Below are 23,860 nucleotides of genomic sequence, written 5' to 3' on the forward strand. Positions count from 1 at the left end.
AATTTGCTTTATTCGTTAAATTCGCACCGTGTTGGTGCGCTATGCTCGAAAAGAGGGATTGAAAAAAGAAAAAAGCCCCTAGTACCGATAAGTCATAGGGGCTAACTCACTAGGGTCAACAGACCCTAAAGCTGACGTTCTCTGGAATGAGTTACATTACACGCATACCAGGTTGGGCACCCTCATGTGGTTCTAAAATCCACAGCTCACGACCACCAGGGCCAGCGGCTAAGATCATCCCTTCTGATAGACCAAACTTCATTTTACGTGGTTTCAAGTTAGCGACCACGACGGTATATTTTCCGACCAGATCTTCTGGGTTATATGCTGCTTTAATGCCAGAGAAAACTTGACGTGTTTCACCGCCAATATCTAACTGGAATTTCAGCAATTTATCCGCTTTCGGTACCGCTTCACAAGCAAGAATTTTCGCGATACGTAGGTCTACTTTAGCAAAATCGTCAAATTCGATTTCTGCGCTAATGGGATCTTTGCTTAACTCCGTTTGCTGTGCTTTAGGTGCAGCGACTTCTGCGGCAGATTTTTCAGCAGCAGCTTCTTGTTTTGACGCTTCGATCATGGCTTCAATGTGCTTAGGATCAATACGATTAAATAGCGCTTTGAAGGTAGTGATCGGATGATCTGTTAAAGGCTGAGCAATGCCATCCCAAGTGAGCGTTTGATTTAAGAAGGCTTCAGAGCGTTCAGCGAGTGATGGCATGACTGGTTTTAAGTAAGTCATCAACACGCGGAATAGGTTGATACCTACGGTACAGATCTCTTGCAGTGTTTGATCTTGGCCTTCTTGTTTTGCTACCACCCAAGGGGCTTTTTCGTCCACGTATTGGTTGGCTTTATCCGCGAGTGCAGTAATTTCACGAATGGCACGGCTAAACTCACGATTTTCATACAGCTCGCCAATGCGATCCGCGGCGGTAATAAACTCATGGTATAACTCGGGCTCTGCGAAATGAGCCGATAATTGACCGTCAAAACGTTTAGCAATAAAACCCGCATTACGAGAGGCTAAATTGACGATTTTATTGACGACGTCGGCATTCACACGTTGTGTGAAGTCTTCCAGATTCAAATCCAGATCATCGATCCGGTTATTGAGTTTTGCCGCATAGTAGTAGCGTAAACACTCAGGTTCGATATGTTTAAGGTAAGAGCTGGCCTTGATAAATGTCCCTTTCGACTTAGACATTTTTGCGCCGTTGACGGTGACATAACCATGCACAAAAATGTTAGTCGGTTTACGGAACCCACTACCATCTAACATCGCTGGCCAAAATAGGCTGTGGAAATAGACAATGTCTTTACCAATAAAGTGGTACAGCTCCGTTTGGCTGTCTTTATGCCAATATTCGTCAAAGTCTAAATCATTGCGCTTGCTGCAAAGATTTTTGAATGACCCCATGTAACCAATCGGCGCATCGAGCCATACGTAGAAGAATTTGTTGGTTTCACCGGGGATTTCAAACCCAAAATAGGGTGCATCACGGGAAATATCCCACTGATGAAGACCCGACTCAAACCACTCTTGCATTTTATTGGCGGTTTCTGTTTGCAATGAGCCGGAGCGAGTCCATTCTTTAAGCATCGTTTCAAACTGAGGAAGATCGAAGAAGAAGTGCTCCGACTCTTTCATAATGGGAGTGGCACCAGAAACGGCAGAACGAGGGTTGATCAGATCAGTTGGGCTGTAGGTTTCCCCACAAGCATCGCAGTTATCGCCATATTGATCTTCTGACTTACATTTCGGGCAGGTTCCCTTCACGAAGCGATCCGGTAAGAACATCTCTTTTTCTGGATCGTAGAGCTGAGAAATGGTGCGACTAGTAATAAAGCCATTTTTTTTCAGTTGCAGATAAATATAAGAGGCGAGTTCTCGGTTTTCTTCACTGTGTGTGCTGTGATAGTTATCAAAACTGATATCAAATCCAGCGAAGTCTTTTTGGTGCTCTTCACTGACAGCAGCGATCATCGCTTCCGGTGTCATATCCATCTGCTGTGCTTTAAGCATAATTGGCGTGCCGTGAGCGTCGTCAGCACAGATGAAGTTTACGATATTGCCGCGTAGGCGTTGGTAACGCACCCAAATATCCGCTTGGATATGCTCAAGCATATGACCTAAGTGGATTGAACCGTTAGCGTACGGAAGGGCACAAGTTACCAGTAGTTTCCTTGGAGAAACCGTTCTTGGTTCAGTTGCCATACTTAATTATTCGCTATATTTGATAGGTATTGAAAGTAATGGTTAATACTACCTGATGACGCTACTGACGCCAAGGTAAGAGTCGAGATAAGACTTTATCTTTTTAGGGTTCAGTGTCGTGAAAGAGAGTGGTAGCATGAGCAAAAAAGGAGGGCTTATGCTCACATTTACGTCCAAATATGATTTTTGTTCTTGGCTCACTCAGTTTTCTCACCCCAACTTGATTGATGACTGGGCGCATTCTCCGAGTATTGTCTCCGTATCCGCGAGCGGGAAATTTGAAATACAGATCCCATTTGCAGCTCAAGCATTGGTTACAGAATTGCAGCAGTGGATTGTTCAGCAACAGAAAACACAACAGGTTGCCTGTTTTGATTATCAGATTTCGGTTACACCTAAAGCTTTAGTGACCCAGGTTGCCAACCGTATTAAAGGGGTTAAAAATATTATTGCGGTTACCTCTGCTAAGGGTGGGGTTGGCAAATCCACCACGGCTGCAAACCTAGCATTGGCGATTGCGGGCAGTGGGGCGAGGGTTGGTTTGCTCGATGCGGATATTTATGGCCCTTCGGTTCCGATAATGTTTGGTGTGCAAGGCGCGAAACTTGAAGTGCGTGACAACAAATGGATGCTGCCCGTGCAAGCGCATGGTATTTATACCCATTCCATCGGTTATTTAGTCGATAAAGCTGATGCCGCTATTTGGCGTGGGCCGATGGCTTCTAAAGCCTTATCTCAGTTGCTAAATGAGACCGAATGGCCCGATCTCGACTATTTGGTGATTGATATGCCACCAGGCACGGGTGATATTCAATTAACGCTCTCTCAACAAATTCCGGTAACGGGGGCGGTGATTGTGACAACTCCTCAAGATTTAGCCCTAGCCGATGCGCGTAAAGGTGCGGCCATGTTTGAGAAGGTAGAGGTTCCGGTGGTTGGGCTTGTGGAAAATATGAGCTACCACATCTGCAGTCATTGTGGCGAAAAAGAAGCGATTTTTGGTGTTGGTGGTGCGCAGACATTAGCGGGAGAATATGGCTTAGCATTATTGGCTCAGATCCCTTTGCATATTCATATGCGAGAAGATATTGATGCTGGTAAACCAACAGTCATCGCTCGTCCTGACAGTGAACATAGTCAGATCTTCTATATGCTTGCCGAGCGAATTTGCGCCAGCTTGTATTGGCAAGGCCAAGTAAAACCAGAAATGATTGACTTAACGTTCGTGGATTAAGTCTCAGTTTTTAGCGGTGAATGTTGACACCGCTAAATTTATTTTTGTGAAAATATTTTCCAAACAGCAAGGTAATCGTTTGCCTTGCTGTGAATTTATTCAAGATAAGAAATTACGGGTATTTTACTGATTTACGAACTGGTATCTGTAGGATGAACTCCCTATAATCAGGCGGTTTATCTTCATTCCTCACATACACGTATCGGGTACACTCAACCATGTCTGATAATAATCAATGCGTCATCATCGGTATTGCTGGCGCTTCTGCTTCTGGGAAAAGCCTTATCGCGAGTACCATTTATAATGAACTTCGCGCCAAAGTAGGCGACCATCAAATCGGTGTAATCACGGAAGATTGCTATTACAAAGACCAAAGCCATCTGAGTATGGAGGAACGTGTCAAAACGAATTACGACCATCCTAATGCTTTAGATCACGATCTTTTATGTGAACACCTGCAAACCTTAGTCCGAGGTGAAGCGGTAGAAGTTCCAGAGTACAGCTACAGTGAACATACTCGAACGGCCAACACCACGTTATTAACACCGAAGAAAGTAATTATTCTTGAAGGTATTTTACTGCTGACAGATCCTCGTTTACGCGACTTAATGCACGCCTCAATTTTTATGGACACCCCTTTAGATATTTGTTTATTACGCCGCGTAAAACGTGATGTAGAAGAACGGGGCCGTACGATGGAATCGGTATTAAAACAGTACCAAAAAACCGTTCGTCCGATGTTTCTGCAATTTATTGAACCGTCAAAACAGTATGCGGACATCATCGTTCCTCGTGGTGGAAAAAACCGCATCGCGATAGATGTGCTGAAAGCACATATCGCTAGATTGCTAAAATCATAAATTTAACCGATAGTTGACTTTATATTTTTCCGTATTAGTGGCACTTTAAGTGCCACTTTCTTTATCTCGTCAAGCAAGGAAAAGCAGATGAAAAAACTGTCCCTGTTTATTGCTATGCTGCTGGTGATTGTCGTCGGTGCTATTGCAGCGTTAGTTATTTTTGTTAATCCTAATCAATTTAAGCCACTGATTGTGGAGCAAACAAAAAAACATACCGGACTTGAATTGGTTATTGATGGTGATATTCACTGGACATTTTTTCCATCGATTGGGTTAGAGCTTGGTAAAACTGAACTTAAAAATCCTATCGGGTTCACACAAGCAAATTTATTTAAAGTCGATCGTGTCGGTATCGAGCTAGCGGTGATGCCATTGTTTGATAAACAGTTACAGATTGGTAATGTTCAGCTTGAAGGCGCTGAAATGTATCTGGAAACATTAAAAGATGGCCGCTCAAATATCGATCGTGTCGCCAAGCGAACCAGCACAGAGAATACGCAGCAAACTGCGACGAAAGCCGATCATACCGAAAGCGGAACTAGAAGCTCAGAATCAGAAATTACCAGGACTGAAAATGCTTGGACAATCAATTTAGCGGGTGTTTCAGTTAAAGATGCTCGCTTGGAGGTTAATGATCAGCAAACAGCGACACATATAAAGTTATACGATGTGCAATTAATGGTTTCCGAATTTGCTGCTAATCGATGGACTACAATTGATTTTTCTGCACAAGGTAGCAACAACCAGCAACAATTTGGTGTGGCTGGCCAAGCAGAAATCAAGTTATCAGAAAATTATCAACACTATGCTTTGCGTAATATTGCGTTGAATGCACATTTTAATGATGCTGCCACTCAGATAGAGGCCATAAAACTGGAAATGGCTACGTTTGAGTTTGATAAGGCCAATTCGCTCGCTTTCTCTGTGCAAGGAAAAGCGGCGGACTTGCAATTGGATGTGGCAGGAAAAACAGCTTTAGTGGTTGATACTGCGATTTCAACCATCTCTATTGATGAATTAGATTTGCTTGCCCATTTACAAGGGGAAGCGTTACCTCAATCGCCAATGCAAGTGGCAATGAATGCCTCTTTCTCTTTTGATATCGAGAAAAATTCACTCAATCTGATTGTAGAAAAACTGGTCGCTAACGCGCTAGAGTTGTCGGGAAAGGCAAGTGTACTATTGAGTGATATTCCACAAGTTCGCTTTACATTACACAGTCAACATATCGACCTTGATGAATTTTTGGGGCTAGGTCAATTACAAACTGAATCGGTTGGAAATGCTCAATCTACTCAGAATTTGCACACAACGCCATCAGCATCAGCGCAAGAGGTTGAGCCTGATTTATCGGCTTTGAAAGGAATGGATATGATTGGGCAGATCACGATAGACCAATTAAAAGCCGCCAATGCCAAACTGCAGAATGTACAGACTCGTTTCTCTATCAATCGAGGAGTGATTGATCTCAGTTCGCTAACGGCTGAACTTTATCAGGGTAAAGTTCAAGCCAGTGCTCAGGTCGATACGCGTCAGATACCCGCAACCTATCGCGTGAAAAATACGGTTACAGGGGTGAAAGTTCAACCCTTACTGGCCGACGTGCTGAAGAATGGACTGTTAGAAGGTACCGGTAATATTGATGTGGTTCTGCAAGGCAAAAGCTTGACTCCAACGGGTATCCAGAAAAATTTGCTGGGAACGGTGGCAATTCGATTTACCGATGGGGCTGTTAATGGCATTAATGTCGCGCAGTTGATTCGTACCCATTACGCTAAACTCAAAGGGCAAAAAATCGATGAATCAGATACGGTCAAGAAAACCGATTTCAGCGCGATGAGTGCGACGCTGAAACTGAACAAAGGTGAAGTTTCTACCTCCAATCTAACCATGCAATCTCCACTACTGCGTATTCATGGAGAAGGAAAGGCGAATTACTTACAAGAAACGGTTGATTTTCTTGTCCGGACATCAATTGTTGGCACATTAAAAGGGCAAGGTGGTAAAGACATTGATGAGCTGCGTGATGTAACGATACCTGTTCATATTTCAGGTCAGTGGCTTGAGCCTAAGTTTCGCTTGGTATTTGATGACGTCTTGAAACAAAAAGCTCAAAAAGAGATCGATCGAAGCATAGAAAAATTAGGTGGCAAAATTAAAGATGAAAAAACCAAACAAGCTGTAGATAGTTTACTTAAAGGGTTACTGAAACATTAATTTTATTTTCTTGTTACACGGTTAACGCTAAGGCCGTGACTTTGTGCACGGCCATGAATCGCTTACTGATAGGATCACTGTCGCGTGAGCGGCTAGCAGGATCAAGGCACCTTACCAGTCTATTCCTTGTCGTGCTTTGATTCCTGCATCAAAGGCATGTTTGATGTTTTTTACTTCTGATACTGTATCCGCAATTTCCACTAAAGATCGATGCGCGCCTCGGCCAGTAATGATCACTGACTGTGTTGCTGGTCGTCCTATCAGTGCATGCAGCACATCCTCTAGCTCAATATAACCGTAGCTGAGCATATAAGTCAGCTCATCAAATAACACCACGTCTAATGCGGGATCTTTAAGCATGCGTCGACACTCTTGCCATACTTGCTGGGCCGCTTCGGTATCGGCTTGTTTATTTTGTGTTTCCCAAGTAAAGCCTGTCGCCATGACGTGAAATTCGACTCCAAGTTTTTCGAGTAGGTTACGTTCGCCGTTTTCCCAAGTTCCTTTAATAAATTGTGCTACCGCACATTTTTTGCCATGGCCGACGGCTCGAGCAATGGTACCAAAACCAGAGGTGGACTTTCCTTTACCATTGCCAGTGATCACCAGTAATAGCCCTTTTTCTTCTTGGGCTTGTGTTATGCGAGCATCGACCTGCTGTTTGAGTTTTTGCTGACGAGCTTGGTGCCGCTGTTGTTTGATATCGCCGTCGGACATGGTTTTTCCTTTTTAGGTTGGTAAGGATTTATAGTAGCTTAACTTTATCCAATGAAACACGGTCTAAAATTATGGTTTTATATGATAAGGGTTTTATATTATCAGGTAGCACACTGTGAAAAAGAACATCGGGATACGTTGCGTCAGCAGACCCTAGATATGACCTCAAGGTGGGGGCTAGGATCAAATTAATGAGAGAAAAAGTTGGCGGCATAGCCGATAGCAGGCTAATGTTAAAGTAGTGGATCGTTGATACACCTTTGCTTGCACCCAAAGACTGAGGAATTCTCCTCAGTCTTTTTTTATGCTGCTGTGGCTAGGGTCAAACAACCCCTAGGACTTTAGAAGCGATAGCTGGCTTGTACGCCTAATAACCAGACATTACCACTTACTTTTCCGGAGTAGGTACCCGCAATAGATGCCGCCGTTTCGTCCGACACTTCCCTTGGCTCGTCGAGGGAGGCTTTTTTGGCAAAAATATAAGTAAAACCGGCATCTAACGTAAGTTGTTTGGTCGCTTGATAACCCGCACCCACACTTAACCAAGTTCGAGAGGTTTCTGGAATAGTCGCGGTACGATATTTTGTACTTACCGCTGATAAGTCGTAGGCAATGCCTGCGCGTAAGGTTAAATCTTGATCCCAAATGTAGCTGGTGCCTAACGCAAAGCGGTAGTTATCTTTCCAGTTTTCCGACTTGATTAAATCACTTGAACCATCATTAAACTCAGCGGTAAGTTGATCAAAGCTGCTCCAATCTGTCCAGTTAATGCTACTGTGAATCGCCCACTGTTCGGAAAGCTGATGAAAACTAGCCAGTTCTGCTGTTGCGGGTAGTGTGATGGAAAGCTGCCCAGGCTTGTAGTTACCATAAGTTATGCCTTCCGCATGGCCTTCAAAATCCATCACCACTTCCGATTTATAGCTCAAGGCCACTCGGTGCTGTGGATTAATTTGCCATGTGGTGCCAACTTGCCAGCCCCAACTGGTGTCATCGCCTTCCATATATTTTAGGGTTGAACCTTGGGGAAGGGATACTCCAGGCCCAATGAAGTTTTTCTCTGGCACCCTAGCACCAAAATGGCCTTCCCCCATCACATATCGAACACCACCGCCAATACTGACCGTTTCGGTTAATTGATAGCCTAAGTTTAGGTTGGCTTCCATCGTTTTGATCATGGCTTCGTCACCAAAATGACTGGCTGCAAAGCCTGATAAATCGGTTTCCATGCCATAGTTAGTTCCTAGTGCTAAGCCTAGAAATACCCGTTCATTCATTTGATGAGAGAGATAAAAATTAGGAATAACCGCGTCATTGGCATAGTCAGACGCATTAGCGTGAGAGACAACATTGTGAAAATTAACAGTCCCATTCACATCCACATTAGGATTGACATAAATCGCACCGGTAGAGACTTGTGTGCCAAAAAGATAAGTCAACATCGCTGGATTGCGCCATTGTGCGCCGGCATTATCCGCCATCGCAGCTTCTCCTGCATACGCTCGCCCTAATCCGGTGGCTGAATATTCAGCCAATTGAAAACCCGCGGCAAGTGAGGCGGAGGAGAGTGTCATCAAACCACAGGCGATAGCGGTGGTAAGCACGGTACGATTTATTGTCATGATAATGTTCGCTGAAATATTCTAATAGGTGGTTGAGAAGTTTAACCACCGGAACGCGATGCTAACAATGAAAAACAATAAAATGGGATTTTTTGATTTTATATTTTGCTTATGTTTATTTATTTAGTTTTTTATTCTATTGCGTGAGGTGGGGTGATTGTTTTTCAGCGTACACATGTAGGGTGTAAGTGGGTGAAACCAGTACATCTGTTCGCTTAAATGAGAGAAATTAAGATGATAAAAATAATAAAAGGGCTGATACTTCAGCCCGTTATATTTAAGTTTGATAATGATTCTTGACTAAAACGTACGGCTGTATTGTAAGCCCATTAGGATTGCATCAGCTTTGGTTGTTGCTGATATAGAGGACGCCGGAGTGCTTTCGTTGACTTTTACATCTTTTCCCATCAAATAGGTAAAGCCAAAATCTACATTAGATTTCTCATCAAGGTGATAGGTAAAGCCAGCTGAAAACCACTGACGATCAGAGTCAGGAACCGATATTGAGGTGATCTTATCTTGTGCACTGGTGTCATACATATAGCCAGTACGCAGTGTCCAATCACGACTTAGGTAGTAGGTTCCACCAATTGAATAGTGCCAGCCATCTTGCCACTCATATGCTTTTTCATTAATGTTTTGATTTTTAAATTTTAACTTATCAAAAGCACTCCATCCTATGTATTGGACGCTATAGTGGATGGCAAAGGCGCTGTCTTCTAAGCGATGATATCCAGAGAATTCAGCCATATCAGGTAATGGTAGTTTGACCTCTTTATTGCCATCTTTCGCGGTGATTTCTGGCGTGTAGCGGTAAGATAAGCCAAAGCGGTTATTTTCATTTAGCTCAAAAACTGTACCGATATTAAAACCGACTCCAAAACCATCTGCTTTATCTATATCAACTAACTGTCTACCATTTAAAGCGTTTAAAAGCCCAGTTTCTGGATTAATAACAGGGCCAGTATAGAAATCATCTCGGAAAGCTCGTTTCAATGTTCCTTGCCCATAGATCAGATCGAGACCAGCACCGATGCTCCACTGTTTATTGATACGATAAGCGCCGGATAGACCGAAATTGACACTAAGAATTTCCGTTTCACCACCGAATTCGTTTGCGGTATATCCTTTACCAAAGTCAGTACGAGTACCAAAATTTGAGTAAATATTAGCTCCCCATGAAAATTGTTCATCGATAGGTACGATAAGATGAATATTAGGAGCGACAGAGGTAGTACCTGCATCATTATAGTCAGCAGAACTCGCTCCCATGGGCCCGGTATAGGTAGCGTTTTTCACTTTTATTTTTGAGGTGATCGTTTCAAACCCTAATGATAAAGCTGTTTTATCAAAGAGGGTCATTGTCGCTGGGTTACGTGACATGACAGAGGCATTGTCCGCGATAACGGCATCGCCAGCAAAAGCACGGCCAAGACCGGTAGCTGATTGTGCGTTGAGCTGGAATCCTGCTGCGATCACTTGTTGGGTAGTAAGAGAGATAGTCACCGCTAATAGTGACTGCTTAAACAGACGCGTCTTGTTCATTGGATCTTTTCCTTTTTATATCGCCTCTAGTTGGGCGTTGTGTTGAGTTTTTACTCATTTGGTGGCTGATACTAGACGCTAGTATAGAAGATAGAAATCCGACCATTGGCTAATGTGTATTTAAAGTTTAAAATATGATGCGTAATTGGCATTAAAATGTAACAAAATGGCTTTTTATAGAGTTAAGGCTCTATAAAAAGGAAGGGAATAAAAGAGCAGATTTGATCATAAAAAGTAAAATGGCGTAAGACCAGCTTACGGCTGTTCAAATTTGTTCCAGACAAATTTGTTACTCCCTTGCTGCCTACCTGTAACTCCCAGTCGTTTGGCTATAATTTGTTTTGGATCAATTTTTGGTCTCGTAAGGGGCGAAAAACGGGGATAAAATTGATCTAATTCAAAATATCTTATGGGTAAGCCGCTATATTAACACTTGTCATCTCGTTAGTCCTTGTGACTGACACGTTGAGCAAGATGACACTTCCTTTTGAAGGCTGACTTTACTTTCTCCTAATCAGGAAACTGATTATTTCAATTGGCGTAAGTTAATTGCTTTTATATATTCCGACCACACAGTCTTGTGTGGTTTTTTTTTGCCTTCCTTTCGTTGCCGGAATCACGTTTATTTAAACACTTGTTTGATTTGTGTAACAATTTGATTACAATACTTGTCAGGTCTGACCTCTTATTTTAAGGAGAAATAATGGGCAAGCAGGAAGTGAAAACCCGTTCTGGTGAACGTGTCGCGATTGTTGCAGGGCTACGAACGCCATTTGCACGCCAAAGTACCGCCTTTTCTCAAACTCCCGCAGTAGATTTAGGCAAAATGGTCGTGAGTGAACTGCTTACTCGCACCGATATCGATCCCCGTTTAATAGAGCAAGTGGTGTTTGGGCAAGTTGTACAAATGCCTGAAGCCCCTAATATTGCCCGAGAAATTGTATTAGGCACAGGCATGAATATTAGCACCGATGCTTATAGCGTGACTCGGGCTTGTGCAACGAGCTTTCAATCTGCAGTCAATGTGACTGAAAGTATTATGGCCGGTACGATAGATATTGGCATTGCTGGAGGGGCTGATTCTTCCTCGGTTTTACCAATCGGTGTTTCAAAAAAACTAGCTGCAAGTTTATTGGCATTAAGTAAAGCTAAAAACTTAAGTCAAAAGTTCGCTATATTAAAATCACTTTCAATCAAAGATCTGAGGCCGGTTCCACCTGCGGTTGCTGAGTATTCGACAGGGCTTTCAATGGGACAAACCGCCGAACAAATGGCAAAGTCACATGGCATTTTGCGTTCAGATCAAGATGCCCTTGCTCACCGCTCTCATACGCTTGCAGCCAAAGCATGGCATGAAGGAAAAATTAACGGCGAAGTGATGACGGCATTTCCTGAGCCTTATAAGGCATGGATCGACAAAGATAATAATATTCGTTTTGATTCGAGCCTTGAAGGCTATGCAAAATTACGTCCGGCGTTTGATCGTCAGTATGGTACGGTCACAGCGGCAAATAGTACCCCACTAACTGACGGCGCAGCCGCTCTGATCTTAATGCGCGAAGGGCGAGCCAAAGCGCTGGGATTGCCGGTGATGGGGTATATTCGCTCTTATGCATTCTCTGCAATTGGCGTTGAAAAAGATATGTTAATGGGGCCTTCTTTTGCCACTCCTATCGCGCTAGATCGCGCTGGTATTGAACTGAGCGATTTAACATTAATTGATATGCATGAAGCTTTTGCCGCGCAAACGTTAGCGAACTTGAAAATGTTTGCGAGCGATCAATTTGCTCAACAATATTTAGGACGCAGCCAAGCTATCGGTGAGGTTGATATGGACAAGTTTAATGTGTTAGGTGGTTCAATTGCTTATGGCCACCCTTTTGCTGCGACAGGAGCCAGAATGATGATCCAAACATTGAGAGAATTGCAGCGTCGTGGTGGTGGATTAGCACTCAATACTGCTTGTGCTGCCGGTGGATTAGGCGCAGCCATGATTTTGGAGGTTGAATAATGAGTGAGGTAAAAGCATTCCACTTAAAGATCGATGATCAGCATATTGCATGGCTGTCAATTGATGTGCCCGGAGAAAAAATGAATACCTTGCAAGCGGCTTTTGCACAAGAAATGCAAGGGGTTTTTAAGCAATTAGATGCGCAAAAAAAACAGCTCAAAGGGTTGATCATTCATTCATTAAAACCTGATAACTTTATTGCCGGCGCTGATGTGCGAATGTTAGATGCGTGTCGTTCAGCTTCCGAGGCCCAAGCATTAGCCACTCAGGGACAACAGATGTTTCAACAGTTGCAAGCTTTTCCTTTTCCTGTGGTGGCAGCTATTCATGGTCCCTGTCTTGGTGGTGGGCTTGAATTAGCATTAGCTTGCGATTATCGCGTGTGTAGTGATGATGATAAAACGCGATTAGGTTTACCTGAAGTGATGTTAGGGCTGCTTCCTGGCTCTGGAGGCACTCAACGTTTGCCTCGTTTAATTGGTTTATTACCCGCGTTAGATTTAATGTTAACCGGTAAACAGATAAGAGCGAAAAAAGCGAAGAAGCTTGGGGTAGTGGATGCCTGTGTCCCTGAAAGTGTTTTGCTGGATGTCGCGCGACATTTTATCGGTGATAAAGGTAAAAAACGTAGCCAAGTAAAGTTACCACTCAAAGAAAAATTGATCGCCAATACTGGGTTAGGCCGTAAGCTGATTTTTGATCAAGCCCGTAAGAAAACGATGCAAAAAACACGGGGAAACTATCCAGCTGCCGAGGCCATTTTAGAGGTCATAGAAACCGGATTAGATCAAGGTTTAAAAGCCGGATTAGCCATAGAGGCCATACGTTTTGGTGAGTTGGTGATGACTCCGGAATCAAAAGCATTACGGTCTATTTTCTTTGCCACAACAGAGATGAAAAAAGAGCATGGAAGTGATGCCAAGCCTCGGCAGATCCAGCGCATAAGTGTGTTGGGTGGTGGACTAATGGGAGCGGGCATCAGTTATGTCAGTGTTGCTAAAGCAAAGTTGCCAGTAAGAATCAAAGATGTCTCTAATGATGGGGTACTCAATGCCCTCAACTATAACTTCAAACTGTTTGATAAACAGCGTAAGCGCAAAATTCTCACTCGAGCTCAACAACAGGCTCAGATGATGAAATTGTCTGGCGGTACCGATTTTACTGGATTTAAACATCTAGATGTGGTGATTGAAGCTGTATTTGAAGATCTAGCACTCAAACAACAGATGGTAGCAGAGGTTGAGCGATACGCTCAGCCTGAGACTATTTTTGCAACCAATACTTCGTCCTTGCCGATAGCTAAAATTGCAGCGAAAGCAGCACGACCTGAGAATATTGTTGGATTGCATTATTTTAGTCCCGTCGAAAAAATGCCTTTAGTTGAAGTTATCCCTCACACTACCACTTCATCCGATACTATTGCGACGGTGGTTGCTTTAGCAAAGAAACAAGGCAAAACACCTATTGTTGTTAAAGATTGTGCTGGATTTTACGTCAATCGTATTCTTGCACCATATATGAATGAAGCGGCAAAAGTGTTGTTAGCAGGTGAACCGATCGAGCATATTGACAACGCACTACTTAACTTTGGATTCCCAGTCGGGCCCATTACTTTATTAGATGAAGTTGGGATTGATGTCGGATCGAAAATTATGCCTGTGTTGGTAAATGAGCTTGGGCCTCGTTTTCAAGGGCCAGACGTGTTTGAAACGCTACTTAACGATAATCGAAAAGGACGAAAAACCGGCAAAGGATTTTATGCTTATCAAGGGAATAAAAATAAAAAAGTGGATAAATCGGTTTATAAACTCCTTAATCTAACCCCAGAATCGAAGTGGAGCGATCAAGAGATAGCTCTACGTTGTGTTCTGCCAATGTTGAATGAAGCGGTTCGCTGTTTGGATGAAGGGATTATTTGCTCCGCAAGAGATGGGGATATTGGTGCTATTTTTGGTATCGGCTTCCCTCCATTTTTGGGCGGGCCTTTCCGTTACATGGATCATCTCGGATTGAAAGCGCTAGTCGAAATGATGAATCAGCACGCACTGAAGTATGGTGACCATTTTGCTCCTTGTGAAGGGATAGTGACTCGAGCGGGGCAAGGCGAAACCTTTTACTGACCTGCTTTTCAATGCACAACCAACACCATGAAATGAAAAAGGGAGCGGTGTAAATACTCGCTCTCTTTTTCATCGCTTGCTCCTTACTATTAAAAGCTGCAGTGATGTAGGCAAAGACGGTTTTAATGAATATGGTAAGCAATGACAAAGTCAATGAATATGCGCACTTTTTCAGGTAAATGATCTTTGTGGTTGTACAGCATATAAATATCCCGAGGGTTAGCACTCCAATCCGGTAAAACACGAACTAAACTGCCATCAGCAAGAAACTCTTTTAGCATGACATCAGGCATTAACGTGATTCCTAGCCCATCAGAGCACGCACTACGAATTACATTGAGTGCGTTAGACTGAAAGCGTCCCGGATCATTATTAATCACGTGTTCGCCTTGGCTGTTAACCAATTGCCACTTGAGCAAAGGCTCACCTTTTAATAACGAATGATGAGAGAGATCTTCAGCATGGGCGGGTTCTGAGCGTTTTATCAGATAGTGAGGGCTTGCGACCAAAATATCTTTAACTTCACCAATTTTTCTAGCAATTAAGCTGGAATCGCGTTGAGGCCCAACTCGGAATATAACGTCCCATTCGGTAGGGTCTAATTGGTCGGCATGATTACTGGTCGTAAGCTCAAGATTAATCTCTGGATATTGATGCATGAACTCATTGAACATCGGCATCATCATGCGCTTAGTTAAGTTGGAAGGGGATGAAAGACGAATCGTTCCCGATGCACCACGGCATTCGTCGGTAATTTCTTCTGTCATCGCGGCGAGGCGTTCAAGTAATGGTGAGCAATCTCGGAAAAAACGTTCTCCTGCTTCTGTTAATGATAATTTACGTGCATGACGATTTAACAACCGAAGATTTAAAGAGTCTTCTAGTGCCTGAATACGTCGAGTAATGGTCGCTACGGGAATCATCGTTTTACGAGATGTGGCGGTGTAGCTACCATGTTCGACAACCAGTCGAAAGAGATTGAGATCATCTAATTTCATTATTCCTGCCACATTATTTTAATAATCTAGGTAATTTATACGGATATCTTCGCTTAAAGGTTGCGTCACATCAACATGTTGGACGATTCGCGATATTCCATACATATAGTATGTAACCGCGACAAAAAGAGGAATATTTGTGTAAATCGTCTTTTGTGACTATTTTGTAAGTAAGCGAGAACTTCCTTTTATCGTGCTAACGATGCTCTATAAACAGAACAAAGTGCGGCAATTAGGGGGTGATTAATACAAATAATTATCAATACAATAATATCATGGGTTATAGGCAGCCAGCGCTAATTTACGCTAAGTCGCTAATCACATCGTAAGGTCGACACCATGTACAAAGACTATATTAGAGAGAATCGGCGCACAGAAAAACCGCCAGAACAGGATACGTTGATTATGCTGGTGGATGATGACCCTATTTTTAGGCGAGTGACCAGTGGTTACCTTTCTGCGCAGGGATATAAAGTTGTTGAAGCGGAAGATGGCCTTGATGGGCTGATAAAATTACGCAGTAATGACCCTGATTTGGTCTTATGCGATCTGTCGATGCCAGTGTTGAACGGCATCGAATTTGTTGAAGAAGTTAGCCTTGAGTATCCGTCATTACCGCTAATTGTGGTTTCAGCTACCGACGAAATGTCAGAAATAGCCAAAGCGCTGCGTTACGGTATTAAAGATTTTTTACCAAAACCGATTGGTAACCATGAATATTTACGGTGTGCAATCAAAAGTACCTTGGAAGATACTACTCATCATTTGAGTGACCAACGCGACTTTGCCAGTCAATGGTTTCGAGTCGATGGTGGTGGTGATATTCCAGAAGAGCAAGAGCTTCATTGGCATCTAGAGTATTTACGAGAAAATCCCAATACCGCAAAAGAGCTATTACAAGCCTTGCTACCAGAGAATGATACGTCACAAGGCATCTGGAAATGCAGCTATCGCTTATTACAATCAACGGATGTGATGCCTTTAGTCTTTGATTATGCATGGTTGATCAATGGGCAACTGATTTTTTACATTATTGATTCATCCAGTGATAAAGAGTTAGGTGTCGCGAGCACATTACTAATTCGGGCATTATTCAATGATTATTTACGTAATTTACGCCACCATAATGCTGATTTGAAGGAGTTAGCCGCGATTTTTGAACGAGGGATTGAATGCTCTGAAGGCGGAGCGCCGATTGATGCGTTGTTTGGCTTAGCAGACTTAACCGATGGAACGGTTTCACTGTTACCTGCTGGCTTGCCTTGCCAGTGGTCAAACGGTTATATCATGCACTCGGTCAATCCTGGTATTAAATTGGGAGAAAATTGCTTAAAAAACTTCATCACCAAGGATCTTCCAATCCATCGAGGATGCCAAATCTCAGCAAGTTGTATCGGCGCGAGTAGCTTTACGTTGGATATTTACCAAGGCATTCAAAGCTAGGCTCAACAGACCCTAGGGTGGATCCAGTGTTTGAGGAATAGTAATATAGTTTCCTTATCCCTTTCTACTTGAAGCTGAAGCGGTGTTGGCTAGGTTCGTTTACCCTAATCATATCGTTTGCCTATGCTCATGGGGATTTGCTCACTTGCCACCAACCTGCAACTTCAAGCCGTTTAGGTATAGTTAAAGCGGTTGAGACGTTGGCTTAGCGTTGTTTATCACAAGCATATCGGTGTATTTATACTCATGAGGCCTATCATCAATATTCGTCATTTGATACTTAACTTTGTTGGTGGGCTGAGTCTTTTGCTTGGCATTTTGGGTATTGTGCTACCGCTTCTTCCTACCACCCCTTTTATTTTATTAGCCAGCGCTTGTTTTTTTCATGGTAGCCCTAAGTTTTATTATTGGTTAAATCATCATCGCGTATTTGGCCCAATTCTAGTTCATTGGCAACAGCATCGTGCCGTTTCAAGGCGAGTGAAGCGGCGTGGCTGTCTGTTGATTTTGGCTAGCTTCACATTGTCGATTGTCGTGGTGTCTCATTTGTGGTTGAAAATTCTGCTCTTTATCGGTCTTATGGTGCTGATCGCTTGGTTTGTCCGTTTACCGACGTATGAGCTAGTTGCTAATCAACCCAAAAATCACTAGCATTATGGCGAAGTGTGCCCGCTCTTCGAGTGGGCCTTTGTTTTTCGTATGCACATCAGTGAATGTGCATAAAATTCTAATTATCATCAATAGCCTCAGCTGTGATGAGCCAATCGAAGTTAATTGAGCTATGACAACCGAAACTCTCTCTTTTATTAAATCAAGCATCAAGAGTATCCAAGACTATCCCAAACCTGGCATTTTATTTCGTGATGTCACCAGCTTATTGGAAGATGCTAAAGCTTATCAAGCAACCATCCAGTTACTGGCTAAAAAATATCAACCCTTAGGATTTGATAAGGTCGTTGGTACCGAAGCCCGCGGTTTTTTATTTGGTGCACCACTCGCACTAGAGTTAGGGGTTGGATTTGTTCCTGTCCGTAAGCCCGGGAAGTTACCGAGAGAGACACTCGCGCAGTCTTACGAATTAGAATATGGTACAGACACATTAGAAATTCATGTCGATGCGATTAAACCCGGCGACAAAGTGTTGTTGGTTGATGATCTACTGGCGACGGGTGGAACCATCGAAGCAACAACGAAGCTTATTCGCCAGCTTGGTGGTGAAGTTGAACATGCCGCTTTTGTGATTAATTTACCAGAAATTGGTGGGGATAAACGCCTCGAACGTTTAGGGTTACATGTGTTTAGTATTTGTGAATTTGAAGGTCATTAATTAGCCCAAGGGAAGGTTTCATGAGTTATCTAGCCTTAGCACGAAAATGGCGGCCCACCAAGTTTAAAGAAGTTGTTGGTCAAGCGCATGTATTGACGGCCTTAGAAAATGCCTTAATGCAAAATCGACTTCATCATGCTTATTTATTTAGTGGTACTCGAGGGGTAGGTAAAACAACCATTGGACGCTTATTTGCTAAAGGGTTGAACTGCGAAACGGGAATCACCTCGACACCTTGCGGGCAATGTGCAACATGCAAAGAGATTGATCAAGGTCGGTTTGTTGACTTACTCGAAATTGATGCCGCTTCTCGGACGAAAGTAGAAGATACTCGTGAGCTACTAGATAACGTACAATATAAACCCGCTCGAGGTCGTTTTAAGGTTTATCTGATTGATGAAGTTCATATGCTGTCTCGGCATAGTTTCAATGCGTTATTAAAAACGCTGGAAGAGCCGCCTGAGTATGTCAAGTTCTTATTAGCAACGACCGATCCACAGAAGCTACCGGTTACGATTCTGTCACGTTGCCTACAATTTCATCTTAAACCCATCGCAGTTGAAAAAATCCAACAGCAACTTGAGCACATTTTGCAAGCTGAGCAGGTAGACACTCAGCCTAAAGCATTGTCCTTGATAGCGCATGCTGCAGATGGCAGTATGCGTGATGCATTAAGCTTAACAGATCAAGCAATTGCGTTAGGTAACGGACATATACATTATGACGCCGTAGTGCATATGCTCGGCACTTTAGATACCGATCAGGCATTGACTTTATTACAAGCGATTAGCAGTAAACAACCGCAAACGGTGATGAGTTGTATTGAATCACTGGCTGATTATGGTGTGGATTGGGATGGTTTACTACAGCAGTGTGCAGCACAATTACACCGTATTGCTATGTGCCAAGCTTTACCATCTAGTGTGGATAAATCACTGCCTGATGCAGAGAAAATTAGCAGTTTAGCCAATGCGTTAGCACCACAAGATGTTCAGTTGTACTACCAAATTGCGTTGAAAGGGCGAGAAGATCTTCCTCTCGCGCCGACAGCGCGGGTTGGTATTGAGATGATCATGCTGCGTATGATGGCTTTTCGGCCTTCACAAGTTTCGGTGGTCCACCGGTTTGATCCTCAACCCGAAACGAATGCGATGCCTTCACCTGCATTGCAGGTAACCCCTTCGGTTTCATCGGATCCTCAAATACCGGTAGAGACACAAGTCGCGCCGATGCCAATGTCTTCATCTGTGTCTTTAGAGGAACAGCAGCAAGCACAAGAAATTACGCCAGTTACCCCGAATTCGGCGCAGGATACCACTTCTCCAGTGGTTGGATTAAGACATCAACTTCGCTCACAGCGTCAAGGGCTTACGTCTAAAGGAAACGGGCCAAAAAAGCCTAGTGCGGCATCTGTAACACCACAGTCGGTATTAGAACGAGTGGCTCAACGTAGCCAAACACCAGCGGTGCCGATGTCGCCAAATTTCCAATCCACAGAGCAAACCCAGCCTGATGAACCCATGTATCAATGGCGTCCTTCAATCGAGTCGACCTTGGTCTCTGCAACGAAACGAGATCTAACGCCAACCGAAATCAAACAAGCATTAGAGCATGAAAAAACACCAGCAATGGTTGAAACGTTGATTGCTGAGTCTATCCAATCTGATGAGTGGGCAGCTTTAATTTATCGATTAGAAATCGCAAAACTCGTTGAGCAGCTTGCTTTAAACTCTACATGTATAAAACAAGGCTCATCCATCGCATTAACCTTACGTCCTTCCCACGCACATCTAAATACGGATAAAGCGCAAAGTGAGCTGTTACAAGCCATAAACAAGCAGTTAGGAGAAGAGTGTCACCTAACCGTGGTAATCGGCGAAGAGGGAGAAACTCCGTTAGAGTTAAGGGAGCGTTTGTATCAACAAAAACTTTCTTTTGCGCTAGAAAGCTTAACACAAGATCCGAACGTACAATTTATCGAGCGTCGCTTTAATGCAGTCTTGGATAAACAAAGCGTTCGACCTATTTAGCGATAATGGGGTTGAGATTCGTCAGTTTTATCCCCACTTATTTAACACAATTGAAAAACCAGAGAGATAACTATGTTTGGTAAAGGCGGTATGGGTAACTTGATGAAGCAAGCCCAACAAATGCAAGAACGCATGCAAAAGCTGCAAGAAGAAGTGGCGAATATGGAGATCACCGGAGAATCTGGTGCAGGGCTGGTTAAAATTACCGTAACGGGTAGTCATAGTGTCCGTCGTGTCGAGATCGATGAAAGCTTAATGGAAGATGATAAAGAGATGCTAGAAGATCTCATTGCTGCCGCTTTTAATGATGCTTCTCGTCGAATTGAAGAAACTCAGAAAGAAAAAATGTCAGCAATTACCGGCGGTATGCAGCTTCCACCTGGTATGAAGATGCCATTTTAACCTTGAGTATTATCAATGCGTAGCAGTTATATGCTGGAGCATTTGATGGAGGCCTTACGTTGTTTACCTGGGGTTGGCCCCAAGTCAGCGCAACGTATGGCCTTTCATTTGTTACAGCGAGATAGAAAAGGTGGTTTACAACTCGCAGATGCGCTTAGCCAAGCGATGGTTGAAATAGGCCACTGCAAAGAATGCCGAACGTTTACCGAGGAAGAGGTCTGTCATATTTGTCGTAATGCGAAAAGGCAAGAGAATGGACAGCTTTGCGTGGTAGAAAGCCCAGCCGATATTGCTGCTTTAGAAGCAACGGGACAATATTCTGGCCGTTATTTTGTCTTAATGGGTCACCTTTCTCCACTCGATGGGATTGGCCCCAGTGATATTGGCCTTGATGTGCTTGATTTTCGTTTGCAGAAGGGGGGAATCAGCGAAGTGATTCTAGCAACGAACCCGACGGTAGAAGGAGAGGCGACAGCACACTATATTGCAGAGCTATGCCATGAACACCAGATATCGGTTAGTCGTATTGCTCATGGGGTCCCTGTCGGTGGTGAATTAGAATTAGTGGATGGAACAACATTATCTCATTCATTACTCGGGCGACAAAAAATTCAATCCCATCTTTAATTCCATCCAATCATCTCAAGCTTCACTTTTGAGTGGGAGCTTTGAGATGTTCATCTCACCATGCATCATATGGCAAGACAAAAGGTAGATTTATATTAATCAGTGACTTTTTAAGTGTTTTGCTCTAGAAACATCAAGTTTTGTAATGCTTGTTGCTGAGTTTCTCCACAGATACTTGAGCAGGGTTTGAATTGATGACAGACCGCTGGCCGTTCTGGTTTACCAAATAGTTGACACAAATTTTGCTCATTAAGCTGAATACAACGTACTCCAGCGGGCTTGCCTTTTGGCATACCCGGAATTGCTGATGAGATGCTCGGCGCAATACAGCAAGCACCACAATCAAGTCGACAATCCATTTTTTTACCTTTACAGATACGGTTTGCGTAAGGTTGCCGATCCTAACAGATCAAGTGGTAATACGCAGTAAAATCACGCTATATGGCTTGAAGTTTGTAAGATGGAGGGGTATAACACCTGACCCCAATACGTTGATAAAAGTAAGGTGCTATGAGTATTCCATTTTGGCAAAGCAAATCATTAGAACAGATGACAGAAGCAGAGTGGGAGTCACTGTGTGATGGTTGTGGTAAGTGCTGCTTGCATAAGCTAATGGATGAAGATAGCGATGACGTTTATTACACCAATGTGGCTTGTAGTTGGTTAAATAATAAAACGTGTGCTTGTAAAGATTACCCTAATCGTTTTGAATCAGGGGAAGAGTGCCTCAAGCTTACTAGAGATAAGATTGATGAATTTAACTGGTTACCCGAAACCTGTGCCTATCGGTTACTGGCTGACAGTCGGCCGCTTCCTGAATGGCATCCGTTAATTACTGGTTCTAAAGCGGCGATGCACGCTGCTGGTGAAAGTGTCCGCAATAAAGTCGTTTATGAAATTGATGTGATCGATTGGGAAGATCACATACAAAACTTACCTGATAGATTAAAACATCACAAATAATTTTGTGTAGTGGTACAGAGAGCCCGTTTGATAAAATGCCCTAGATGAACGTTCCCTATACTTTCCTGTAAGCAAAGGGTAAGGGGGAGGCTCATGGCCTCCTTGTCAGTTTCTAGTTAACCAGTTCAATCTAGTTAACCAGTTCAATTTTGTGGAAGTCTATTTTGTTCTCTGCTGGTGATGAATCAATAGCTGCAACTTTACGATAATGCGAAACCAAAATATAACTAAAGCAGGCCAGCACAAGTGCTATAGCTAGTGCCCCTACCCACTGGATCTGCAGAAAGTCCAGCTTAAAGAGTAGAGTCAGGCCGCTTAGAAAGGTGATATTCCCAACGACATATTTCACTTTACCGAAGCGCTTGACAGTCAGGTTCAAGTTGTCGGTATACAGGCGAACCAGTGAATCAAGCGAGTTAATCACAAAAGTCACACCAACAAATACCATCGCTAGGTTATAGAAGCTAGAAATAGGGATAGCGTTGGCGCTGTAGTAATAAAGAACGCTAAACCAGATAGCGATGGGTATTGACGGTAACACCATCATCGCAATTAGCACTTGATAGGTACGCATACCGCCGACAAAGCGGGAGGTAAATTGACCGATCATGATACTCCAGGCAAACCACCAATACAGATAAAATTCATGGTAGTCATTAATTGGCAATATGAAATGCTCTAAGTTGGTAAAATAGTCTCCCAACAGTGCGATCGTAGTAAAGAACTCACCTACATTAGACGTTTCAGACAGAAAAGCGGTGCTCCACATCATGACAATTAGTGATAAAAACAACCAACTACTACCCAAACTCAACACTCGCACATAGCGAATGCTGGTACTAGAATAGACCGAAACAGCAATCACTGCGAACACAACCAGGTAGAAGGTACCGACGATACTCTCGCCATCGCCAAGCTCTGGCAGGTACCACGGTAAGTTAGCCAGTAATAGATAAGCCGTGAATGCAGAAGTGCCAATGATCACTAGGTTGTTGATGAATTTAACTAACGGGATCTCAAAAAACTTAACTCTCGGTTCAATCACGCAAAAATAAAAGCAAGTTAGAAAATAGAACGCCCAAATAAAAAACGCCCAGAAACCAAACTCAATCGCCAGAGGATTACTGAACCCGTACTCTGGATTGGTTGCAAGGTCGGCGTAACCGGCAAACTCTGTTAGCGGGAACATAATCAATCCCACATCTAGGCCAGATGTAAATAGAATAGCAATGAAAGCAAAAGTCCTGACCGGTGTGACACCGACACACTTCATGTTCCCCCATCGTAAAAGAACAAAGACGATCGTAGAAAAAGTAAATAATATCCCGATGGATAACCAAATGGTCATTACCTGGACTCCTTATTATTGAGATGAAACACAATTTATTCCTTATTATGTTTTGTTGACCACACCTCAGCCGTCAGTGACAGACCATGTATCATCAGGCCTTAAGTATCGTGCGGACGATAATTAAAACCTGAGCAACTGGGCTTGGCGAATTAAGCCGTTTGCGAAAATCGCTCAG

The 23,860-nt window shown here is 43.3% G+C and carries 19 protein-coding genes; 12 read left to right on the forward strand and 7 right to left on the reverse strand.

Annotation, left to right across the window (positions count from 1 at the left end; genetic code table 11):
• Positions 1-151: 151 nt before the first annotated feature.
• Positions 152-2,218: a methionine--tRNA ligase gene (gene metG / locus FKN05_RS01620; RefSeq protein WP_170886697.1), complete on the reverse strand. Its 2,067-nt coding sequence runs from the start codon at positions 2,216-2,218 to the stop codon at positions 152-154.
• A 157-nt stretch (positions 2,219-2,375) separates the two neighbouring features.
• Here metG and apbC point away from each other — a divergent pair, with 157 nt between their 5' ends.
• The 3 genes from apbC (at position 2,376) to FKN05_RS01635 (ending at position 6,529) form a co-directional block, all read left to right on the forward strand.
• Positions 2,376-3,452: an iron-sulfur cluster carrier protein ApbC gene (gene apbC / locus FKN05_RS01625; protein WP_170886700.1), complete on the forward strand. Its 1,077-nt coding sequence runs from the start codon at positions 2,376-2,378 to the stop codon at positions 3,450-3,452.
• Positions 3,453-3,670: 218 nt separating this feature from the next.
• Positions 3,671-4,312, forward strand: coding sequence for a uridine kinase (gene udk / locus FKN05_RS01630; protein ID WP_099611374.1), 642 nt, complete (start codon positions 3,671-3,673; stop codon positions 4,310-4,312).
• Positions 4,313-4,399: 87 nt separating this feature from the next.
• Positions 4,400-6,529 carry an AsmA family protein gene (locus FKN05_RS01635; RefSeq protein ID WP_170886702.1) on the forward strand — a complete coding sequence of 710 codons (2,130 nt, stop codon included), beginning with the start codon at positions 4,400-4,402 and terminating at the stop codon, positions 6,527-6,529.
• A gap of 111 nt (positions 6,530-6,640) precedes the next feature.
• Here FKN05_RS01635 and cobO read toward each other — a convergent pair whose 3' ends face one another.
• The 3 genes from cobO to FKN05_RS01650 form a co-directional block, all read right to left on the reverse strand.
• A complete protein-coding gene (gene cobO / locus FKN05_RS01640; protein WP_170886704.1) occupies positions 6,641-7,246 on the reverse strand; it encodes a cob(I)yrinic acid a,c-diamide adenosyltransferase in 606 nt (201 codons plus the stop codon).
• Between the two features lie 341 nt (positions 7,247-7,587).
• Positions 7,588-8,868 (reverse strand): outer membrane protein transport protein, encoded by a 1,281-nt coding sequence (locus FKN05_RS01645; protein ID WP_099611371.1) that lies wholly within the window; start codon positions 8,866-8,868, stop codon positions 7,588-7,590.
• A 300-nt stretch (positions 8,869-9,168) separates the two neighbouring features.
• Positions 9,169-10,413 (reverse strand): outer membrane protein transport protein, encoded by a 1,245-nt coding sequence (locus tag FKN05_RS01650; protein ID WP_170886706.1) that lies wholly within the window; start codon positions 10,411-10,413, stop codon positions 9,169-9,171.
• Between the two features lie 703 nt (positions 10,414-11,116).
• Between FKN05_RS01650 and fadI the strand changes: the two genes are divergently transcribed.
• Together fadI and fadJ are read left to right on the forward strand one after the other, a co-directional pair.
• On the forward strand, positions 11,117-12,424 hold the full coding sequence (fadI, locus tag FKN05_RS01655; RefSeq protein WP_099611369.1) for an acetyl-CoA C-acyltransferase FadI: 1,308 nt from the start codon (positions 11,117-11,119) through the stop codon (positions 12,422-12,424).
• Positions 12,424-14,544: a fatty acid oxidation complex subunit alpha FadJ gene (gene fadJ / locus FKN05_RS01660; protein WP_099611368.1), complete on the forward strand. Its 2,121-nt coding sequence runs from the start codon at positions 12,424-12,426 to the stop codon at positions 14,542-14,544. Before fadI ends, fadJ begins: the two co-directional genes overlap by 1 nt.
• 122 nt (positions 14,545-14,666) lie before the next feature.
• On the opposite strand, the gene FKN05_RS01665 is transcribed toward fadJ, so the two are convergent.
• Positions 14,667-15,542, reverse strand: a complete 876-nt coding sequence (locus FKN05_RS01665) for a LysR family transcriptional regulator (protein WP_099611367.1) — start codon at positions 15,540-15,542, stop codon at positions 14,667-14,669.
• 339 nt (positions 15,543-15,881) lie between these two features.
• On the opposite strand from FKN05_RS01665, the gene FKN05_RS01670 reads away from it, so the two are divergent.
• The 6 genes from FKN05_RS01670 (at position 15,882) to recR (ending at position 21,371) form a co-directional block, all read left to right on the forward strand.
• Positions 15,882-16,985 carry a response regulator gene (locus FKN05_RS01670; protein ID WP_099611366.1) on the forward strand — a complete coding sequence of 368 codons (1,104 nt, stop codon included), beginning with the start codon at positions 15,882-15,884 and terminating at the stop codon, positions 16,983-16,985.
• Positions 16,986-17,231: 246 nt separating this feature from the next.
• Entirely contained in the window at positions 17,232-17,636 is a 405-nt protein-coding gene (locus FKN05_RS01675) for a YbaN family protein (RefSeq protein WP_099611365.1), read from the forward strand.
• Positions 17,637-17,766: 130 nt separating this feature from the next.
• Positions 17,767-18,312 (forward strand): adenine phosphoribosyltransferase, encoded by a 546-nt coding sequence (gene apt / locus FKN05_RS01680; protein WP_099611364.1) that lies wholly within the window; start codon positions 17,767-17,769, stop codon positions 18,310-18,312.
• 20 nt (positions 18,313-18,332) lie between these two features.
• Positions 18,333-20,342, forward strand: coding sequence for a DNA polymerase III subunit gamma/tau (gene dnaX, locus FKN05_RS01685; RefSeq protein WP_161427417.1), 2,010 nt, complete (start codon positions 18,333-18,335; stop codon positions 20,340-20,342).
• Positions 20,343-20,414: 72 nt separating this feature from the next.
• Positions 20,415-20,744 carry a YbaB/EbfC family nucleoid-associated protein gene (locus FKN05_RS01690; RefSeq protein WP_099611362.1) on the forward strand — a complete coding sequence of 110 codons (330 nt, stop codon included), beginning with the start codon at positions 20,415-20,417 and terminating at the stop codon, positions 20,742-20,744.
• Positions 20,745-20,759: 15 nt separating this feature from the next.
• Positions 20,760-21,371: a recombination mediator RecR gene (gene recR, locus FKN05_RS01695; protein WP_099611361.1), complete on the forward strand. Its 612-nt coding sequence runs from the start codon at positions 20,760-20,762 to the stop codon at positions 21,369-21,371.
• A gap of 110 nt (positions 21,372-21,481) precedes the next feature.
• Here recR and FKN05_RS01700 read toward each other — a convergent pair whose 3' ends face one another.
• Entirely contained in the window at positions 21,482-21,730 is a 249-nt protein-coding gene (locus FKN05_RS01700; RefSeq protein ID WP_170886708.1) for a YkgJ family cysteine cluster protein, read from the reverse strand.
• 151 nt (positions 21,731-21,881) lie between these two features.
• On the opposite strand from FKN05_RS01700, the gene FKN05_RS01705 reads away from it, so the two are divergent.
• Positions 21,882-22,334, forward strand: a complete 453-nt coding sequence (locus tag FKN05_RS01705) for a YcgN family cysteine cluster protein (protein WP_170886710.1) — start codon at positions 21,882-21,884, stop codon at positions 22,332-22,334.
• A gap of 130 nt (positions 22,335-22,464) precedes the next feature.
• On the opposite strand, the gene FKN05_RS01710 is transcribed toward FKN05_RS01705, so the two are convergent.
• Positions 22,465-23,682, reverse strand: coding sequence for a BCCT family transporter (locus tag FKN05_RS01710; RefSeq protein ID WP_170886712.1), 1,218 nt, complete (start codon positions 23,680-23,682; stop codon positions 22,465-22,467).
• Between the last annotated feature and the right edge of the window lie 178 nt (positions 23,683-23,860).

Source organism: Vibrio sp. 1-1(7), from assembly GCF_013048485.1.
Lineage (GTDB): Bacteria > Pseudomonadota > Gammaproteobacteria > Enterobacterales > Vibrionaceae > Vibrio > Vibrio fujianensis.

Excerpts from the sequence above, each read along its gene's own strand:
- FKN05_RS01635 (WP_170886702.1), top strand. The coding sequence starts at position 4,400 with ATGAAAAAACTGTCCCTGTTTATTGCTATGCTGCTGGTGATTGTCGTC.
- FKN05_RS01700 (WP_170886708.1), bottom strand. The coding sequence starts at position 21,730 with ATGGATTGTCGACTTGATTGTGGTGCTTGCTGTATTGCGCCGAGCATC.
- FKN05_RS01675 (WP_099611365.1), top strand. The coding sequence starts at position 17,232 with ATGAGGCCTATCATCAATATTCGTCATTTGATACTTAACTTTGTTGGT.
- FKN05_RS01710 (WP_170886712.1), bottom strand. The coding sequence starts at position 23,682 with ATGACCATTTGGTTATCCATCGGGATATTATTTACTTTTTCTACGATC.
- fadI (WP_099611369.1), top strand. The coding sequence starts at position 11,117 with ATGGGCAAGCAGGAAGTGAAAACCCGTTCTGGTGAACGTGTCGCGATT.
- recR (WP_099611361.1), top strand. The coding sequence starts at position 20,760 with ATGCGTAGCAGTTATATGCTGGAGCATTTGATGGAGGCCTTACGTTGT.
- dnaX (WP_161427417.1), top strand. The coding sequence starts at position 18,333 with ATGAGTTATCTAGCCTTAGCACGAAAATGGCGGCCCACCAAGTTTAAA.
- cobO (WP_170886704.1), bottom strand. The coding sequence starts at position 7,246 with ATGTCCGACGGCGATATCAAACAACAGCGGCACCAAGCTCGTCAGCAA.
- FKN05_RS01670 (WP_099611366.1), top strand. The coding sequence starts at position 15,882 with ATGTACAAAGACTATATTAGAGAGAATCGGCGCACAGAAAAACCGCCA.
- apt (WP_099611364.1), top strand. The coding sequence starts at position 17,767 with ATGACAACCGAAACTCTCTCTTTTATTAAATCAAGCATCAAGAGTATC.
- apbC (WP_170886700.1), top strand. The coding sequence starts at position 2,376 with ATGCTCACATTTACGTCCAAATATGATTTTTGTTCTTGGCTCACTCAG.
- FKN05_RS01705 (WP_170886710.1), top strand. The coding sequence starts at position 21,882 with ATGAGTATTCCATTTTGGCAAAGCAAATCATTAGAACAGATGACAGAA.
- udk (WP_099611374.1), top strand. The coding sequence starts at position 3,671 with ATGTCTGATAATAATCAATGCGTCATCATCGGTATTGCTGGCGCTTCT.
- FKN05_RS01665 (WP_099611367.1), bottom strand. The coding sequence starts at position 15,542 with ATGAAATTAGATGATCTCAATCTCTTTCGACTGGTTGTCGAACATGGT.
- fadJ (WP_099611368.1), top strand. The coding sequence starts at position 12,424 with ATGAGTGAGGTAAAAGCATTCCACTTAAAGATCGATGATCAGCATATT.
- metG (WP_170886697.1), bottom strand. The coding sequence starts at position 2,218 with ATGGCAACTGAACCAAGAACGGTTTCTCCAAGGAAACTACTGGTAACT.
- FKN05_RS01645 (WP_099611371.1), bottom strand. The coding sequence starts at position 8,868 with ATGACAATAAATCGTACCGTGCTTACCACCGCTATCGCCTGTGGTTTG.
- FKN05_RS01690 (WP_099611362.1), top strand. The coding sequence starts at position 20,415 with ATGTTTGGTAAAGGCGGTATGGGTAACTTGATGAAGCAAGCCCAACAA.
- FKN05_RS01650 (WP_170886706.1), bottom strand. The coding sequence starts at position 10,413 with ATGAACAAGACGCGTCTGTTTAAGCAGTCACTATTAGCGGTGACTATC.